The 19,537-nt window shown below is 49.0% G+C and carries 11 protein-coding genes; 3 read left to right on the top strand and 8 right to left on the bottom strand.

Features of this window, described 5'->3' with window-relative positions; genetic code table 11:
- Positions 1-456 precede the first annotated feature (456 nt).
- From C233_RS0117045 to C233_RS0117055, 3 genes are all read right to left on the bottom strand, one after another.
- Positions 457-2,406, bottom strand: a complete 1,950-nt coding sequence (locus tag C233_RS0117045) for a RagB/SusD family nutrient uptake outer membrane protein (RefSeq protein ID WP_018668760.1) — start codon at positions 2,404-2,406, stop codon at positions 457-459.
- Between the two features lie 17 nt (positions 2,407-2,423).
- Positions 2,424-5,579, bottom strand: coding sequence for a SusC/RagA family TonB-linked outer membrane protein (locus C233_RS0117050; protein ID WP_025069058.1), 3,156 nt, complete (start codon positions 5,577-5,579; stop codon positions 2,424-2,426).
- A 218-nt stretch (positions 5,580-5,797) separates the two neighbouring features.
- Complete coding sequence (locus C233_RS0117055) at positions 5,798-8,224, bottom strand: sensor histidine kinase (RefSeq protein WP_018668762.1); 2,427 nt, start codon at positions 8,222-8,224, stop codon at positions 5,798-5,800.
- Positions 8,225-8,434: 210 nt separating this feature from the next.
- Here C233_RS0117055 and C233_RS0117060 point away from each other — a divergent pair, with 210 nt between their 5' ends.
- Positions 8,435-11,143, top strand: coding sequence for a TonB-dependent receptor (locus tag C233_RS0117060; protein WP_018668763.1), 2,709 nt, complete (start codon positions 8,435-8,437; stop codon positions 11,141-11,143).
- Positions 11,144-11,295: 152 nt separating this feature from the next.
- Positions 11,296-12,450 carry a hypothetical protein gene (locus C233_RS0117065; protein WP_018668764.1) on the top strand — a complete coding sequence of 385 codons (1,155 nt, stop codon included), beginning with the start codon at positions 11,296-11,298 and terminating at the stop codon, positions 12,448-12,450.
- A 265-nt stretch (positions 12,451-12,715) separates the two neighbouring features.
- Here C233_RS0117065 and C233_RS0117070 read toward each other — a convergent pair whose 3' ends face one another.
- From C233_RS0117070 to C233_RS0117095, 4 genes are all read right to left on the bottom strand, one after another.
- Positions 12,716-13,156 (bottom strand): HU family DNA-binding protein, encoded by a 441-nt coding sequence (locus C233_RS0117070; RefSeq protein ID WP_018668765.1) that lies wholly within the window; start codon positions 13,154-13,156, stop codon positions 12,716-12,718.
- Between the two features lie 790 nt (positions 13,157-13,946).
- Positions 13,947-15,200, bottom strand: a complete 1,254-nt coding sequence (locus C233_RS0117085) for a mechanosensitive ion channel family protein (RefSeq protein WP_018668768.1) — start codon at positions 15,198-15,200, stop codon at positions 13,947-13,949.
- Positions 15,201-15,544: 344 nt separating this feature from the next.
- Positions 15,545-16,549 carry a DUF4435 domain-containing protein gene (locus tag C233_RS0117090; protein ID WP_025069059.1) on the bottom strand — a complete coding sequence of 335 codons (1,005 nt, stop codon included), beginning with the start codon at positions 16,547-16,549 and terminating at the stop codon, positions 15,545-15,547.
- Positions 16,550-16,597: 48 nt separating this feature from the next.
- Positions 16,598-17,422 carry an AAA family ATPase gene (locus tag C233_RS0117095; protein ID WP_018668770.1) on the bottom strand — a complete coding sequence of 275 codons (825 nt, stop codon included), beginning with the start codon at positions 17,420-17,422 and terminating at the stop codon, positions 16,598-16,600.
- A 97-nt stretch (positions 17,423-17,519) separates the two neighbouring features.
- Here C233_RS0117095 and C233_RS0117100 point away from each other — a divergent pair, with 97 nt between their 5' ends.
- Positions 17,520-18,431 (top strand): DMT family transporter, encoded by a 912-nt coding sequence (locus C233_RS0117100; protein ID WP_018668771.1) that lies wholly within the window; start codon positions 17,520-17,522, stop codon positions 18,429-18,431.
- Here C233_RS0117100 and meaB read toward each other — a convergent pair whose 3' ends face one another.
- Positions 18,432-19,529 (bottom strand): methylmalonyl Co-A mutase-associated GTPase MeaB, encoded by a 1,098-nt coding sequence (gene meaB / locus C233_RS0117105; RefSeq protein WP_018668772.1) that lies wholly within the window; start codon positions 19,527-19,529, stop codon positions 18,432-18,434.
- Between the last annotated feature and the right edge of the window lie 8 nt (positions 19,530-19,537).

Below are 19,537 nucleotides of genomic sequence, written 5' to 3' on the forward strand. Positions count from 1 at the left end.
TTTCTTTGGAATACATACGGCAAATGCCGTACTGATGATAGACAAGATCAGGAACAGGACGGTGAAAGCGGCATGATATGATTTTACAGGCAGAGGCAGAAGATGTCTTCAGACTTCTTCCCGAGCGTCATGTCTTGTAGGGTAAGATTGTGTGAGAAATTACAGGAATAGGACTATAAAAATGGCATATGAAGTGAGTATGCTCTATCATCTTCATATGCCATCTTGATTTTTAGGGACATTTACTGAATATCCCTACTCTCTAAAAGAGTTCAATCTACGAGATTCTCAACCTTCAAAATTTATTTTGAAACACTTCTTTTACTTTCAGGCACAGAACTGCTTACACAGACATCATGAGCAGGATTATGGCAAGAGCATAAAATCCATACAGTCCCCGCCTTATTCATGTTATAAGCATTTCTCTTTCCATATTTTTCAATGAAATACAACTGCCTAATAACCAGGATTCTGTTGCGCTTTCTTTTCCTCAGCAGTCAAGGCACGTCCGTCTTTCTGAATCGCATCCAAATAAGTTTGAGGAATAGGACGCAGATAGTGTCTTTCTGCTATATTAGGAGCTGCATCCGGGTTATAGGCTTTCACCCTTTCCAAAAGCGTCTTTGTCCGAGACAAATCCTGCCAGCGATGAAACTCGCCACAAAGTTCACGGGAACGCTCATTCAGTAACAAGCACATCATGCGGTCATAATCGGTAGTGTATCCCAACTTATTGATAACCGCTTCATCTTCTGCCGGTAAATTATGTATATCCGTAATATCAAGATTAGTAGCAGCAGTAGTTTCCGGGATACCGTTAGACTCATAATAGGAATTCTCGGGAAAATAAGAATTTACCCCATCATCACTCCAACCAAGCGCCTCGTCATTATAAGCTGCACCACCATCACAATATGCCGAACGGCTTTCACCATTCTTATATGCAGCCCTTCTACGGATATCATTAATATAAGTAAGCGCATCCCCATACTTTTCTTGGCGAATCAATACCTCAGCAGCAATCAAATAAGTTTCACCCAAACGAGCCAGAATACCGTCACGGAAACCGACACGACTTGTCACAGACTCACGGGAACCGTCTATGTACTTATTCAAAGGAGCATACCGATTAGTATAATCATACAGCGCCTCACTATCCTTATCATTACGGTCTGCCGGATAAGCTACGAAAACCGTAGGAATCGTTTTGCCGGTTTTCCCATATACAACTTCATCATTCAACTGTACACTGCTATAACGAGTATCCCCCGGACGGTTAATAACATACATAATTCCTAAATCGCCATTCTGGTAAACAGTACTCTTTCCCGAATTATTTACAGCATACTTGGTTTTAAAACTTTTCCAGAAACGAGAGTCATTAACCATATCATAAATATTATACATATAATAGGTCGTTCTCAAGCGCTGATACTCACGTTCACCGGCAATATCGCGCTGCATATATGGAAGGTCCCTATATACAGAAATATAATATAAATGACATTGGTTTCCATTAGCCCCCTGGCTGGCTACCTCTGAAGAAAATTGTGCAGACAAAATAATTTCATCCAATGTTTCATTGGCGCCATTCACTTTAGTATAATTCCATAAATCAGAAAAGTTAGGGGCTAATGTCCGATGAGAGATAACCTCCTTCGCAAGCCGTAAAGCCTCTTCCAAATCAGCAGCTTTAGTATCGCTGTTCCAATCATCATTTATTTCGCTGGCACGAAGCAAATAAGCTTTTGCCAAGAAATGAGCAGCCGCATCTTTCGTCATTTTTCCTACAGCAGAGGCAGTTTCCGGCAAATAAGCATAAGCATTCTTCAAATCATCGATTACCTGTTGCAATGTTTCGGCAGCCGTAGCACGAGTAAACTCACGTTCCGGCGTGGTATTAGGCGTCAATTTCAAAGGAACGCCCCCATACTGGGAAACCAGTTTCAGATAATTAAATCCACGCAAGAAATAGGCTTCTCCCATATAAATTTCCTTATTGGGTCCTTGATAACTGTCCAATGAAACCTTACTCAGCAACAGATTGGCATTATTAATACCTATATACATGCCATCCCATACTTCATTCATAAGGGTAGAGTTATTTACCACCGCCGATTGAAAACTTCCATCATAACTATTCCATGAAGCATTAGACCCATCTCCTCCTACACGAAACTCATCCACACCGTAATTAGTCGTTGCACATGCCCACTCTTTTGCAAAATGGAAACGCAAATTATAATAGAGGCTGACTTCCAGCCCGTCTATTCCTTCTTCCGTATCAAAATACTCTGTGTTTTGCTGGGTAGTCAGTTTTTCATCCAAGAAATCACTGCAAGATGCCATAGAACTTACCAAAGCCACCCCCAGCAAACCCGATGTAATACTCTTATATAGTTTCATAATTATGCATTTTTATTTTAAAATCCTACATTCAAACCTATTGTAAATCCACGATTCCAAGTAGAAGTATATGCCTGCGAGGCATCTAATTCCAAGAAATCTATATTAGAAAATATACGTCCCGGGTTCTTTGCCTGTACATATACGCGCAAGTTCGACAAGTTCCATTTCTTTATCAATGTTTTCGGGAAAGTATACCCTAATGAAATATTACGGACTTTCAGGAATGAACCGTTTTTATAACCTAATATCTGATAATAAGGATCGCCTCCGCCTATGTTATAAATAGGTTTCTGGTATTCGGCATTCTTATTATTCTCATTATAATAATTGATTTTACGCTGCATATAGCGTCCTCCTTGCCATTCGCCGCCCGTATCGACCATATAGTCAAAGCGTCCATAAAGCAAGACAGACAAATCGAAATTCTTATAAGAGAAAGTATTGTTCATGCCAAAAGTCCAGCGTGGACGGGTATGCCCTATTATAACACGGTCATCATTGGGGTCTATCTTATTATCTCCATTCTGGTCTATCGGACGTACCATACCGGCTTGGAACGAATGCCCGTTGGCATTAAACTTAGCCATATCGGCAGCATCCTCTTCTTTCCAAAGTCCAGCGGATGCATAATCATAAATCACACCTAATGCCTGACCGATGAACCAATTGTTATTAATGTCATCTTCCTTACCATTAGACAATTCGTCAATCTTATCCTTCTGCCATGCAGCACTGATACTCGTACTCCACTCAAAATCCCGTGTTTTCACATTAACGGTATTCAATGTTATATCCACACCGATATTGGAGGTTTTCCCGACATTGGCATATGTATTCGTATATCCGTTCAAGGAAGGAATAGTCATCTCCATTAACAAATCCGTCGTACGAGAAGTATAAAAATCCACAACACCGGAGATTCTACCGTCCAGTACAGAGAAATCAACACCCACATTGTACTGCAACGTTTTCTCCCAAGACAAATCCTGATTGGCAAGAGTTACATTATCGCTACCGGTCAAGGGTTCCGAAGCAGCATATCCCGGTACGAGAGAACTTCCAAAAGGATAGTAGAAAGGAACGACAGCCCCCTTTGTTTGATAAGGGTCAATAGCGGAATTACCCGTTACACCGAATCCCAAACGCAACTTCAACTGGTTAATCCAACGTACATCTTTCAAGAATTCCTCCTGTTCAAGACGCCATCCCAGTGCCGCACTGGGGAAAAAAGCCCATTTATGCCCGTCTGCAAGCTGCGAAGCACCATCCCAACGACCGGAAACCGTCAACAAATAACGGCTATCATAATCATAATTTACACGGAACATATAAGAAAGCAATTGCTTTTCAATGAGCCCGCTATTCCAGTCATCCAATAAAGATATGTTATCCGTAGTCAATGCATTCCATTTAGCACTTGCCAACGGAATATTTTCTGCGGCCATAGACGATTCCTCATAACGGTATTTCGTTGCACTCTGCAACAAAGTCGCCCCCAATGAATGTTTGCCAAAGCTTTTATCATAATAAATAAGATTATCCAAAGTCCAGGAAAAATCAGATTGATTAGCTAAAGAAGCCCGATTAGTACCCTGGCTGCTTACAGACTCGGCATCCCTAAAAGTCCCATTGCGGTAGTAACGAAAATCCGGACCAAAATTAAAACGATATCTAAGCCCCTTTAAAGGAGAATATATCTCTCCCAAATCTACCTGAGCATAAAAACTACCGATAGCACGGAACATACGCCGTTCATTTTCACTAAGATTCCATTCCTCTGCTATATTCTTCACCATATCATCCCCACCCGGATAATCTATACGGTTCCCTTCGTCATCATAAGGTACGGCATAAGGAAACAAACTGGTAGAAGCAGCATATAAGTTACTCGGCAATCCCTTTAACAAAGAGCCTACAACCGATGCGGTAGACCCATATTGCTGTTCACTGAAAGTTCCATTGATATTCAATCCCAAGTTAAGCCATTTTACAGGTTTCATATCCAAGCTTACCTTAGTAGTATAACGCGTATAAGATTGCCCCTTAATCGTACCTTCATTATTTAAATAACCGATAGAAGCATACCCTTTCATTTTATCCGTACCCCCACTGGCACTTAATGTATGCTCGTGAGTAATACCAGTCTGAGTAACCATATCCGTCCAATCTGTAGTAGGAACAAGAGAACCGTCCCAGCTCCCATTAGCCCAACCTTTTTCTATATTCTTCCAAGCATAAGGGTCGGATGCTCCTAAAAAAATCTCATAGTCATTCTCCTTGGTCGGTTGGTCGCCGCGAGGATATTTGGAAGGATTCAAATAGTAATAAGACCAACGGCGCCACTCGATATACTCCGCCGAATTCATCATCTCGGAATAATCCTGCAAGTTCTCAACCGTAACCGTACCGGAATAGTTCAAAGACATCTTGCCCTCCTTACCCGATTTGGTAGTAACCAGGATAACACCGTTAGCACCGCGGGAACCGTAGATAGCCGTGGCCGAAGCATCCTTCAACACATCGATAGACTCGATATCCTGCGGGTTCAAAGTTTCGATACCGCTATTGGACATCAAGGGAATACCGTCTACCACATACAGCGGGGTATTGCTGGCACTCAACGAGCGCACACCGCGCACATTAATCGTACCAATCTCGCCCGGACGCTCGTTGCTCACGATATCCACACCTGCCGCCTTACCCTGCATCGCTTCGAAGGCATTGGCTACCGGACGCGAGTTCAGTTCCTCGGAACTTACGCGAATCATGGCGCCGGTAACATCCGATTTCTTCTGGACGCCATAACCCACTACCACTACCTCGTCCAACATCTCGGTATCCTCCGTAAGTACCACTTTCAGGCTGGTCTTGTTCTTTGCAGATACTTCCTGGGTCTTGTAACCGATGTAACTGATTTGGATAACACCCGCTTCGGGCACATCGTTCAGCGTAAATTTACCGTCGATGTCGGTAATAATACCGTTCGTCGTCCCCTTGACGAGCACACTGGCGCCGATGATAGACTCACCGTTCGCATCTACTACAACTCCTGTGATTGTCTTGTTTTGTGCGAATGCACATAAGGTCGCCGTAAAGGCTAATAGCACGGACAGCAGCCGGCGTTTGAACATACCAGTGAAGTATGTCCTTTCTTTTTCTTTGCTTCTCATAGAATAATCTTGGTTTTACAATTGGTTTTACTGATAGCGTTTTCGAACACAATGTCTGACAGCGGCAAAATTATTAATATCTAAACATTCGTTAAATATCCGTTTTGATACAATTCATTCCCTTTTTGCTATAAATGACCGGAAAAGTATAAATGACCCCAAAAGTATAAACAACCGGAGAAGTAAGAAAGAAACCATTCCATAAAAAGCCGACATCATCACCCCACCGGCAGCGTAAACCAGAAGCACGCCCCCTTGCCCGGCTCGCTTTCCACACCAATCGTACCGCCCATTTGCTCGATGATACTCTTGCTGATAGACAGCCCGAGCCCCGTGCCGTGCACAAAAGTGTTCAGCTTGACAAAGCGGTCGAATACCTCCGCCTGCTTCTCGCGCATGATGCCGATGCCCGTATCCGCCACATAAAAGCGCAGATGCTTGCCGTCCACCCGGTCGTACCCCAGGCGTATACTGCCGGCGGAAGTAAACTTTATCGCATTATTCATGAAGTTGGCAATAACCTGGTTCAGGCGGTTGCGGTCGCTCACGATGACACACTCCGGCAGACGGCGGTCGAAAACAACCTCCACGCCCGGCTTGGCCTTCATCTGCATGACACGTATCATATCCTCGCACAACAAGTTCACATCCACCTCCCGCATTACGAGGTCGAAAGTACCCGCCTCTATCTTCGACAAGTCCAGTATATCGGAAATCAACTGCAACAGCAGCTCGTTATTCTCCTCCACAATCGCCATGTACTGCTCCCGTTCCTCCGGATTCTCCTCCTGCACCAGCAAGCTGGAAAAGCCCACAATCGCATTGAGCGGAGTACGTATCTCGTGGCTCATATTGGCAAGGAAAGCACTTTTCAGGCGGTCTGCCATTTCCGCCCTGTCCCTGGCATCAATCAGCTTTGCCTCGGTTTCCTTCAATTCCGTAATATCGTAGTTGATACCGATAAGCTCGATGATACCCTCCTCCGGCTTGAACTGGTTCACCACTACATTGGTACGCACCCAATTCCACTTATCCTCCGTACCCGGACGCAGGATACGTATCTCCTCCTTGAAATCCTTCGCGTCGCCGATACACGCCTTATGGAAGAAATCCAGCATCCGCTTCCTGTCCTCCGGATGCATCTTGCTGTACACCCCTACGACCTCCGAGAGTGGAGTATTCTCATCCTCCCCCATATTCTTGTACCACTGCTTAATGGCATACCCTTTCTTATCCAGCAAGTTCAGTTTGGCATACCCTACCTTGGCATAATCGGAAATCAGCAGGAAGAAATTCTCGAAGTCGCATATACGGCTCAACGCATCCATACGCTCGGTATTGTCTATATTGATTAAGGCATATCCGGTAAATCCGCCCCTGCTGTCGTATATCTTGCTGACCTTCATGTATATATTAAGCGTATTGCGCCTCGTAGAAGGATAATACCCCTCCACCTTCTCGAACTTATATTCCAGCCGGAAATCCGCCACATCCCTGGTACGTATCTTCTCTATCAGTTGCGGCGACAAATTCGGATTCTCGAACAGGCTGATACCTATCACATCCGCCTTGTCGCGGATACCGAATATCTCTATATCCTTATTATTGACATCCACCAGAATGCCGTCTTTATCGTAAATCTCCACACCCGCGGGAATATTGGCGAATATGTTCCTGAAAAGCTTCTCGCTACGGTCCAAGGCACGGCGCTCGCATATCGCCTCGTTCTTCGTTTTGCGCAGCTCCATACAAATACTGATGATATTGGCAAGCGAACTCAACCACTGGTAATCCTCATTACTCCACAAAATGGTGCGGTCTACCAAATCCACCCCCAGATACCCCTTCACCGTACCGTCCACCAACAGCGGAACCACCATGAGCGCCCTGATACCCTGCCGTTTGAGCAACAGAAATTCGTCCTCGTCCATTCCGGACGGCCTGTGCAGCGACTCGAACAGGATAGGTTTTCCCGAGAGAATCTGAGACGCCCACCACGAAGCCGCCGTAACCGGAATATCCCGGAGCGTCTCCTCCTCCGGCCTCACCCCCTCGGCAACTACCTCGTACGTACAAGTCTGGGAAGTATAATCCTCATTATACTCGAATATATAAGCACGCCCCGCATGAAAGAAGTCCAGGATATCCCCCAGTATCTCGTAGATACCCGAAGTTACCGACTCCTCCTTGAGGAAATGCGATAAAGAATGCGAAATGGAATTCTGGCGGTACAGCAGGTTATTGATATGGCGCATCCTCTCCTGCTCCTCCTTATCCGCAGGCTCCGTTATGCGCTGCAAAATGCCGAAAGCCTTCAAATGCCCGTCGGGAGCAATCTCCTTAAACCCCATACGGGAATACACCCACACCACTCCCGCCTCCGTATAGACCGGGAAAGTCTGTTCGTAAACATCCACCTCCGTAATAGAGAGGAACTCCCTGCTAATACGCGCCCGGTAATCCTCACGAATCATCCTGCCGAAGTCCGCAAAAGAAAGCACCTCTCCCTTTACACCCAGCAAGCTGCACACATATTCGGAGCAGAGGTACTGCCTGGTAGAGAAGTCCGCCTCCCACCATCCAATCCGCCCCAGGAAAGAAAGGCGGCGGCAACGTTCATTATCATCGTGAAAGAGAACACTCATAGCATGTCTATTTTAAACAACTACACAAATGTAGGGATAAAACCTCAATAACCAAGTATCCGGCATCCTTTTTAATAAATTAATAAACAAGAACATACAGATTATGCAACAATTCCTTAATAAAAACGAAAATAGAATGTATAGCGCATGTATCCTTGCTGAAACATACATGCCTCATCTTTGCAGCGAATTAAGAAACGTATTAAAGAGATGAGCACGAAATTAGACTTAGGAAAGATTTTCTTCCTCATTTTAGTCCTTACCCTTTCCGCCATGGCAGCCATGGCAGGAACCATTAAAGGCACTATCACCGACAAGCAAACCCGTGAACCGCTTACCGGAGCCACCGTGCAGATAGTAGGCACGACGCAAGGCGCCGTTGCCGACATAGACGGCAACTACTCGCTGAAGGTAGAAAACGGCACTTATACCCTATCGGTCAAGTACGTAGGCTACAAAGACATCCTCATGGACAACGTCCGGACAGGCAAAGCCGACGTAATACTAAATTTCGAACTGGAAAGCGACGCACAAGCGCTGGGTGAAGTCTCCGTAGTAGCCCGAAAAAACCTCGAAGGTGAACGGGCGCTGCAAATGGAACGGCAAAAAGCCACCCTCGCCATTGAGAACCTCGGCTCGAAAGAGATGAACATCAAAGGAATAAGCAATGTAGAAGAAGGAGTAAAGAAGATTACCGGCATCTCCATTGCCGATGCCGGCCAGCTCATCGTACGCGGGCTGGGCGACCGTTACAGCACCACCACCCTGAACGGACTCCCCATAGCCTCCCCCAACCCCGACAACAAGCTGATACCGTTAGACCTTTTCCCGTCGAGCACCGTACAGAACATCACGGTGAGCAAAGTGTACAATGCCGAAGCCTTTGCCGACTACTCGGGCGCACATATCGACATCAGCACCAAAGAGAATATCTCCGAAGACTTCTTCCACATCGGCTTCGACGCCGGCGGCAAGTTCAACACCCTGGGCAAAGAACGCTACCAGATGAACCGCAACGGCTCGCTGCTCAAAACCTCCGGCGTAGACCGCGCCGCCCTGGACATGCCCCTGCTGGAATTCGACGACTACGTAAAAACCCGGAACATCTTCGACACCACGTTCGGCGTGAAGAAGAAAACCGCCCTGCTCGACTTCGGCGGCAACCTGAGTTTCGGCAAGAACATCGGCATCGGCGGCCAGACACTCAGCATACTGGCATCGGCAAGCGCCAGCAACGGCTATCAGAACATGGACGATGCTTTCTACAAAACCCTGGAAGCCACAGGCAATGTACAAGATAACTTCTCGTACGACAGCTACGCCCAAGAGCTGAAACTCGCGGCACTGGGACACATAGGCTACACGCTGCGCCGGCACGACCGCATAGGCTATACCTTCTTCTACGCACGCAATGCCACCGACACCTACCAGCACCGCGAAGGCGTGGATGCCGAAGACCATGAACTGACAGGCAGCAACAACATCACACACATCTACACCCTGCAAAACCACCAGTTGAACGGACTCCACAACTTCGGCAGCCGCGAGCAATGGGCGTTGACCTGGGGCGGCTCGTACAGCAAGACGGGAAGCGAAGAGCCCGACCGCCGCCAAGTGATGTACATCCGGAACAGCGACGGCACGCTGGAACTCTTCAAACTGAACCGCCAGGAAACCATGCGCTACTTCGGCAGCCTGGACGAGAAAGAGTGGAACGGCAACCTCACCCTGCGCTGGAAATGGAGCGAAAACAACTTCCTGAAGCTGGGCTTCAACTACAAGAACAAGAAACGCGACTACCAGGCAACCCGTTTCTACTATAACCTGAACCGGATAAACCCCGTCATTACCGACATTTACGACACCGACGGCTTCCTGAACCAGCACAACATAGCCAACGGAGACATAACGGTACAGCGCGTAATGCAGCCCAAAGACAGCTACCGTGCAGGCAACGAAATCTACTCCGGCTATCTGCTGACCGACTTCTACCCCGTACCGTCCCTGCTGGTGAACCTCGGCGTACGCTACGAAATAAGCCGGCAATGGGTAAACTACGCCACCGACGGCGGCGAGTGGTACGCCCAGCGACGCGACCTGGACAAGAACGACCTCTTTCCCACCCTGAACCTGAAATACACGGTGAACGACGCCAACAGCATCCGCTTCTCCGCCTCGCGCACCGTTACCCGCCCCTCGTTCATCGAAATGGCGCCCTTCCTCTACCAGGAATCCTACGGCTCGGCGCAAATCCGCGGTAACGACAAGCTGCAAAACGGCTACAACTATAACTTCGACCTGCGCTACGAGCGGTTCGGCAAGAACGGCGACATGATTTCGCTGACCGGTTACTTCAAATACCTGGACAGCCCGATAGAACGCATCCAAGCATTGCAGGGCGGCGCCACGCTACACAGCTTCCAGAATGCGGACAACGGCATGGCAGGCGGCGTAGAGGTGGAATTCCGCAAACAACTGGTAAAAGACCTGCGCCTGGGCGCCAACATCAGCTATATGTACACCAACGTAAAACTACCCGAGGGCGGCGCCTACACCAACAAGGAACGTCCCCTACAAGGCGCATCGCCTATCCTCGCCAATGCCGACCTCACCTACTCCCCCCGCTTCGGCGAGGAACGGCAACTGAACCTCGCCCTGCTCTACAACCTGCAAGGCAGCCGCATCCATGCGGTAGGCGTATCCAAGCTGGGCGACATCAAGCAGCAAACCCTGCACACGCTGAACTTCAGCGCCGGTTACGACATCAACAAGCATTTCAGCCTGAAACTGCAAGTAAACGACCTGCTGAACCGCGACATCATCTTCAAGCAAGAAGTGCCCGCCACCGGCCAAGAAGTAGAGGTGGAACGCTATAAAAAAGGTACAGGCTTCGAAATAGGCATCAGCTACAAACTGTAAGAAGGCTGCAAGGCGAACGACAGGAATACACTTATACGAACAGCAAGAAAACAGTCGTACAAACCGTAAGCATACGGCAAGAAAACATAAGAATTACCATAAGAGATATATAGAACCTAAATTATATCAACACTAATTTAATTCAATTCATTATGAAAGCTTTGAAATGGAATTTTTTATCACTGGCCTTTATGGCAGGCATGTCTTTGTTCACCGCTTGCAGCGACGACAACGAGCCCAACGGCGGCAACGACGGCAATGAAGTAGAAACCCTGAAAGGAAGCATCTCCTCGGATGTAACCCTGAAAGCAGGTAATACGTACAAGCTGAGCGGCGAATACATCGTAGAAGAAGGCGCCACGCTGAACATCGAGGAAGGAGTAAAAATAGTAGCCGTCTACGACGATGTGGTAGATTACATCCTGGTAAAGCAAGGCGGTAAAATCAACGCCGTAGGTACGGCAGACTCCCCTATCGTCATGACCAGTGAAAAAGAAGAACCGGGTGCATGGGGCGGCATCCACATCTGCGGCAAGGCGCACACCAATGCCGAAGGCGGCAAAGGAAGCTCCGAGATAGGCGGCGCCACCTACGGCGGCAACGACGATGCCGACAACTCCGGCAAGCTGCAATACGTACGCGTAGAATATACCGGCTATGCTTTCGACGAGGAGCATGAGGCGAACGGCATCAGCTTCTACGGCGTGGGCAGCGGCACTACCGTAGACCACTGCCAGGCATACAAAGGTTCGGACGACGGTTTCGAGTTCTTCGGCGGCTCCGTAAACGTCAGCAACATGGTAGTGGTGAATTGCAGCGACGACTCCTTCGACTGGACTGAAGGCTGGAACGGAACCGGAACCAACCTCGTAGCCTACCAGGAAGCCGAAACCACGCTGGGTTACGACTGCGACTGCCTCATCGAAGCCGACAACAACGAGAATGACAATGCAGCCACCCCCGTATCGCATCCCAAGCTGAAAAACCTTATCCTCGTGGGCAATGGCGGAAGCAAACAGGGTATCCGGCTGCGCCGCGGCACACAAGTCAGCATAGAGAATGCCGAAGTATGCGGTAAAGGCCAGCCGCTTGCCGTAGAAGGCGAATTGACGAATGCCGCATTGAAGGACGGTACTTCCCGGCTCACCGATACGACTATCAGCGCCGCCCTGTACACCGACGGAAACTACACCAACGACGACTTCGTCCAGGCAGAGGGCAACGAAGTGGATGCCGCATTAACGTACGTCTCCTTCGATGCCGTTAAAGCTGCTTGCGACTGGATGAACGGCAACTGGATAAAATAAAACACACGGTTACTAAATTCTCTACTTGAAGTAAAGGGACATCGGAGTTCGCTACGGATTACACGGAAGTTTACCACAAATTGAATTTAAATAATTGATTATCAGGATTCAGATTAAATAATTGATTATCAAGATTGAGCTTAAGTAGCTTATTATCAAAACTGAATCCAGTCAATTGATTATCAATATATAAAATTTGCGGTGAACCGTGCAATCCGTAGTGAACCCCGATGTCCTTCCCTTTCCGATAGTGAGTGGCAGTCGGTTATTCTTCTTTCTCTCTCTTTTTCTTCAACTCCTTTTTTACATCCTGCACCTGGAAGCTGAACAAGTCCAAATGGCGGTAAATGCGCCGCATAAAACCGCCCGCTGCCTTGAAGCAGATACGCGAGATGCGCACTTTGTCTGCCGTACACTCCTCTATCCGCTCCACCGGTTCACTGGTAAGGGCGGGAAAGAAGTTCCCCAATCCCCTGATGTTCACGGTACGCCCGCTTGCCAGGAAATCGGCAATGACATCCGGTAACTGCACTAATACGGACTGCGCGTCGCCTGTCTGTAAGGAGCTGATTTCCGCCAAGCGTGCGGCAATCTCTTCGTTGCTCACCGGTTCGGGTTGCAGCACCTTCGATGCGGCATAGTAGCGCACCACTTCCTTATCTCCACTTTTATCCACCTTCTTGCGGACTACATAATGTATCGACATACTTTATTCTCGGTTATCAAGTTTATAAAACGGAATACGAAAAAACGGGAGGCGTCCGTACCCGGTATGCAGAAACCTATACCTTATATACAAAATACCCGTATCCGGAACACGAGATACCTGCACCCGGCATACAAAATACCTATATACGGAATACGGGACATCCGTACCCGGCGCACAAAACACCCGTACCTTGCGGTAAAAGCCCTGTGACAGAGTACCCCTGCCCTTACGACAGAGCACCCGGAACACCCAGATGTTATACCCCGATACATGGGGATGTTTTTACCCGAAGCATCCGGATGTTTTGGGATAAAACACGGGGATGTTTTTGAGGAAAAGACAGAGATGTTACAGCCTCACGATATAGGAGTCAAAGGTACTGACTCCCGGCGAGAAAAGCAATAAGTATAGCCCTTTTATGCAGTCCGATACAACTTAACGCGATTTAATGCTGTTCAACGGTTCAGCAAAGCAGTTCAATGCAGTCGATACGACTTAATACCAGTTTAATACTACCTAACGATTTAGCAAAGCAGCTTAATGCAGTCGATACGGCTTAATACGGTTTAATGCTGCCTAACGATTTAGCAAAGCAGCTTAATGCAGTTCAGTACGACTTAATACGGTTTAATGCTGCCTAACGATTTAACAAAACAGCTTAATGCAGTTCAGTACGACCCGATACAGTTTAATGTCGCCTCACGGTTTAGCAAAGCAACTTAATGCAGTTCAGTACAACCCAATACAGTTCAATACTTTATTTACCGATGATTGCAACAGCCGGAAATCAAGAAAACGCCCGTTGGAAATCCCTGCCCGACGGCGACTGGAATACCTGCAAGCCGAATTCGGGAATGATAGCCAGTACATGGTCGAACACATCCGCCTGCACGCCCTCATAAGGAACCCAGTCCTTGATAGCGCAGAAGAAGTAAAGTTCCATAGGGATGCCGCGGTCGGTGGGCTGCAACTGGCGCACCATGCAGGTAAGCTCGCGATTTACATCGGGAAGGCTTTTCAGATAGGCGGTAAGGTAAGCCCGGAACACACCCAGGTTGGTCTGGCGGCGGCCGTTGACAAGGACGGAATTATCGATGTGCTGCTCCTTGTTGTATTCTTCTATCACAGCCTCCGTACGCTCTATATACTCTTTCAGCAGGTGAATCTTGCGATATTTATCCAACATCTCGGGGGTGCAGAATCGTACGCTGTTCATATCGATGTTAATGGAACGCTTCACGCGCCGCCCGCCGCTTTCGCGCATGCCTCGCCAGTTCTGGAACGAATCGCTGACAAGCAGGTAGGGGGGAATCGTAGTAATGGTATTGTCCCAGTTACGTACCTTCACCGTGTTTAGCGTAACCTCTATCACCGTGCCGTCGGCGCCGTACTTGGGCATCGTAATCCAGTCGCCCACTTTCAGCATGTCGTTGGCTGAGAGCTGCACGCCGGAGACGAAGCCCATAATAGAGTCCTTGAATACCAGCATCAGGATAGCTGCGGAAGCGCCCAAGCCTGCCAGCAGCGATATGGGCGATTTGTCTATAAGGATGCTCACCACTATGATAGCCCCCACGAACCAGAGTATAACCTGCGCCGTTTGCAGCATGCCTTTAAGCGGACGGTCGCGCAGCCGCTCCTTTTCGCTGTACACGCTGTACACGGCTTTCAGGAACGAGTTAATGAAGCTCAGGAAAGCAATGAGGATATAGATAAGGCAGATGCGCTGGATAAAACCCAATGTGGAGGAGCTTGTTTCGGCAAATGCCACCGGGATAAAGAGGTAGATAATTACGGGAACTACCATGCGGCTGAGGTGAATCAGCACCTTGCGGTCGAAAACGATGTCGTCCCATGTGGCTTTCGTCCGCCTTACCAGGTGCGCCACTACTTTCAGCAGGATGTTGCGGCAAATGGCGTCCGCCAGGAAAGCCGCGGCGAGCACGAGGGCAAAGGCTATGAACTGGTCGAGCATATCGGCCAGTGAAGGGGCTATTCCCCAGGAAATCAGCAAATCATCTATATTCTTCAAGAGGTTCATAGTGAGGTATGAATTTATAAACTATGAGATTATAAAGTATAAAACATAAAGTACGGAATTATAAAGCATAAGGTACTAAATGCCAAAGCATGAAACATGAAAGTATAAAGCACGGAGTTATAAAACATAAGGTACTAAATTACAAAGCATGAAACATAAAGTTATAAAGCATAAAGCACGGAATTATAAAACATAAGGTACTAAATTACAAAGCATGAAACATAAAGTTATAAAGCATAAAGCACGGAATTATGAAACATAAGGCACTAAATTATAAAGCATAAAGCGCAAAATTACAAAACATAAGCCACAAATTTATAAAACACGGAATAAAAGCCCTGAAATCAGCGGGATTCCCTTTCGAGAAACTCCCGTATATCTTCCTTTAACCACTGATAAAGATAAAGGTTCTTGTAACCGTTGTTTTTCTTCAACATCACAGCTACACTGACCTGGCTGTTTTCATACCCCGTCAACTCGTTACGGAACTGCTCGTTGTGCTCCGCCAGGCGTTTAATCTCCTGCTCGCGCTCGCGTCGGAGCACGGTGCAGACGGGTGTCAGCAGCTTCAACACCACACAATCCATGATGTGGTGTCCCTGCATGTAGAGGTAGGCGGTATCCGGGGTCAACCCTAAGCCGCGCAACTCCTCGCCCAGCCTGTCTACGTGCTCTATGTACCGGGGAAAGCGGGTTTGCAGCTCGGACAGCTTGGCAGATACGGTGCGTCGCATCGCGTCCAATGCCCGGTAAGGATGACGCAGGTTTATGTCCTGCAAGCGGACGCAGGCGTTGAAATCGTACATGGGAAACGTATGCGTGTCGCGCTGCCGGTAGAACCATACATTCCACAGGAACAGCGGATAGGCTATCTGCGAATAGCGTTCCAGGTAAGCCGGGAAGTCGATGATATGGCGGTCGTTCAGCGTTGCCTGCACACATACTTCATGGAGGCTTTCGGCAAAGCAATGGAAGTTCTCGATAGCATAGCCGTAGGTCTGGAAAATGTAAGGGTTGCGGTTTATCTTGCGCGATACGTTCGTGGCGCCTTGCAGCAGAAAGTCGTAATCGCTGTCTACGCAGGCTATCAGGCTGCGCCCCAGCTCCGCGGTGTTGAGCGTGTTCATCAGCACCATTTTCTTGCCTTTGGCGAGCGAGGTGGCGGAAGGAAGCATTACCTGGAAATAGCGCTCCTCGTTCTCGAACTCCGACAGCAGGGTACGCCAGAAGGCTATATCGTCATAGCTTTCCACATATGCCACGATGCGCCGGCGCCCTTTCTTCGACGAGAATTTGTGGGCGGCGTCCAGATAGGCGGAAGTGAGGTTATGTCGTAAAGATGTTGCCAAAACGGTGATTGATTATGAAGGATGAATAACGTTGCAATGTCCCGGGGCTCAGTGTATGACTGTCGAAATATCCTCTACCTCCGTCACCGCATCCAGCCAGCCTTCCATAATGACGGCGGGCGAGTGGGTGGTAAGGATAAGCTGCACATTGGGGTTCAGGTTGCGTATCATACCGATGAGTTTCTGCTGCCATTCGATGTGCAGCGAGGCTTCCGGCTCATCCATAAATAGCACGCAGTGGCCGCCGTCGCGCACGAGGACGGTAAGCAGGATAACCAGCATCTGCTTCTCGCCGGAGGACAGTTTGTAGGGCAACAGGCGCTCGCCGTCCTGGAAAAACACGATGTCGTTGCTCTTGCGGTCTATCTTCTTGCGGGTGTAGCCGAACAGCTCGTCTACCATATCCTGGAATTTCCGCTTGGGCACGGACAGCGCCGGCGCCTGGCTCCGCTGCTCCTCGTCGCCGCTGAGCAGCTCTATCATCTTGTTGCCGATATTCACCTGATAGTCCAGGTAGCGGCGTTGCAGCAGGTAGAGCTGCCAGTCCAGCTCGGACTTTACATGAGGGTCGGCCATGCGGGCGGTGAAGTCACCCATGATAAGGGGGCGGTCGTAGCTGCGGATTACGTCGTAGGGGATGAAGGTGGCGGCAGGATTGTCGAAGAATACGTGCACTCCGTTCTTTTCATCGCTCTTTACCTCGCCCGTGGTCTGCTCCAGGTAACCTACCGAGCGGTTCAGGATAGTAGTCTTTCCTACGCCGTTGATACCGGAAAGGATGTTGACATCGGGACGCAGCTCCCAGGCGATGTCGTACCGTCCCCATAGCCCGTGTATCTCGATACGTTTAATGTAATTGGCTTGTACTTCCATGATTTCTGTATATTCGTGTAGCAAATATAAAGAAAGAGATTGAGAATTTAGTTACCTTTGCGCCGTTTTTCACCGTAGGTTATACAGTTTTTACGTTATGAACAAGAATATACAAGGCCATTTGGCAGCCCTTACCGCCAATATCTTATGGGGGCTTATGGCGCCCGTGGGCAAGTCCGCCCTGGCGGAGTTCTCCGCCCTGTCCGTCACTACCTTCCGCATGGTGGGCGCGGCGGCGTGTTTCTGGCTGCTTTCGCTATTCTGCAAACGCGAGCAGGTAGACCACCGCGACATGCTGAAAATCTTCTTCGCCTCTCTCTTTGCGCTGGTGTTCAACCAGGGGGTCTATATCTTCGGATTGTCCATGACTTCGCCTATCGACGCGTCTATTGTTACCACCACCCTGCCTATCGTTACCATGATTGTGGCAGCCCTCTACCTCAAAGAGCCCGTTACCAACAAGAAGGTGCTGGGTATTTTTGTAGGGGCTATGGGGGCTTTGATACTTATTATGAGCAGCGGTCATGCCGGGAGCGGCGGCGGGAGCATTGCGGGGGACTTGCTGTGCCTGACGGCGCAAATCAGTTTCTCCGTTTACCTGACGGTATTCAAGGGGCTGTCGCAGAAGTACTCGCCCGTAACGATGAACAAATGGATGTTCGTCTATGCCTCGATGTGTTACATTCCTTTCTCGTACCACGACATAGCCTCTATCCAATGGGAGGGCATATCCGCCGCGGCGCTGGCGCAGGTGGGTTATGTGGTGGTAGGCGGCAGCTTCCTCGCCTATATATGTATCATGACGGCGCAAAGGTTGCTGCGGCCTACCGTGGTAAGCATGTACAACTATATGCAGCCCATTGTGGCGTCGGCCGTTACGGTCATTATCGGCATGGCGGCATTCAACCTGGAGAAGGGAATAGCCATTGCACTGGTATTCCTGGGCGTGTACATCGTAACGCAAAGCAAGTCGCGCAAGGACTTCGAGCAGGAGGGGAAGGAGGTCTGATTATCCTTTCAGCTCTGCGAAATAGGTGTCCAGCAGGTTTTTGGCGGCTACAAAGGAGGTGAGGTTGCCTTTTAGCACCTGGCTCTCCTTGTCGGCAAGCATCGCTTCGATTTTAGGATTATGGTAGAAGCTGTCGCGTAGCTGTTCGTTAATGGTTTCGTACATCCAGTATTTGCTTTGCTCGTTGCGCCGGTAGTCGAAGTAGCCGTTGTCTTTTACAAAGTCGATGTACCGGTACACCATGTCCCACACTTCTTTCACGCCGAGGTTGTAGAAGCCCGAATAGGTAAGTACCTGCGGCGTCCAGCCGCTCTCCGGAGCGGGGAACAGGTGAAGGGCGTTACGGAACTGGGCGGCAGCCAGCTTGGCGCGCTCCAGATTGTCGCCGTCGGCTTTGTTGATAACGATGCCGTCGGCCATTTCCATGATACCGCGCTTGATGCCTTGCAGCTCATCACCCGTACCGGCAAGCTGGATAAGCAGGAAGAAGTCTACCATGGAGTGTACGGCGGTTTCGCTCTGCCCTACTCCTACGGTTTCTACGAATATCTTATCGAACCCGGCAGCCTCGCAAAGCACAATCGTTTCACGCGTCTTGCGTGCCACGCCGCCCAGCGAACCTGCCGACGGGCTGGGGCGGATAAAGGAGGCGGGGTGTACGGACAGTTTTTCCATGCGGGTCTTGTCGCCCAGGATACTGCCTTTGCTGCGCTCGCTGCTGGGGTCGATAGCCAGTACTGCCAGCTTGCCGCCGTATTTCTCCAGCACGTGCAGCCCGAATACGTCGATAGAGGTGCTCTTGCCGGCGCCCGGCACGCCGCTGATGCCTATGCGGACGGAGTTGCCCGAGTAGGGCAGGCATTTTTCTATGACTTCCTGCGCTATGGCCTGGTGTTCGGGCTTTACGCTTTCTACCAATGTCACGGCACGGCTTAGTATCGTGACATCGCCTTTTACAATGCCCTCTACGTATTCTGCCACGGAAAGCTGGCGCTTCCTGGGCTTACGCTTCATATAAGGATTGACGGACGACGGCTGCTCAATGCCTGCATTGACAACCAGACCTTTGTATTCTCCGCTATTTTCGGGATGTTCCATGACTTTGT

It is taken from the genome of Bacteroides gallinarum DSM 18171 = JCM 13658 (assembly GCF_000374365.1).
Lineage (GTDB): Bacteria > Bacteroidota > Bacteroidia > Bacteroidales > Bacteroidaceae > Bacteroides > Bacteroides gallinarum.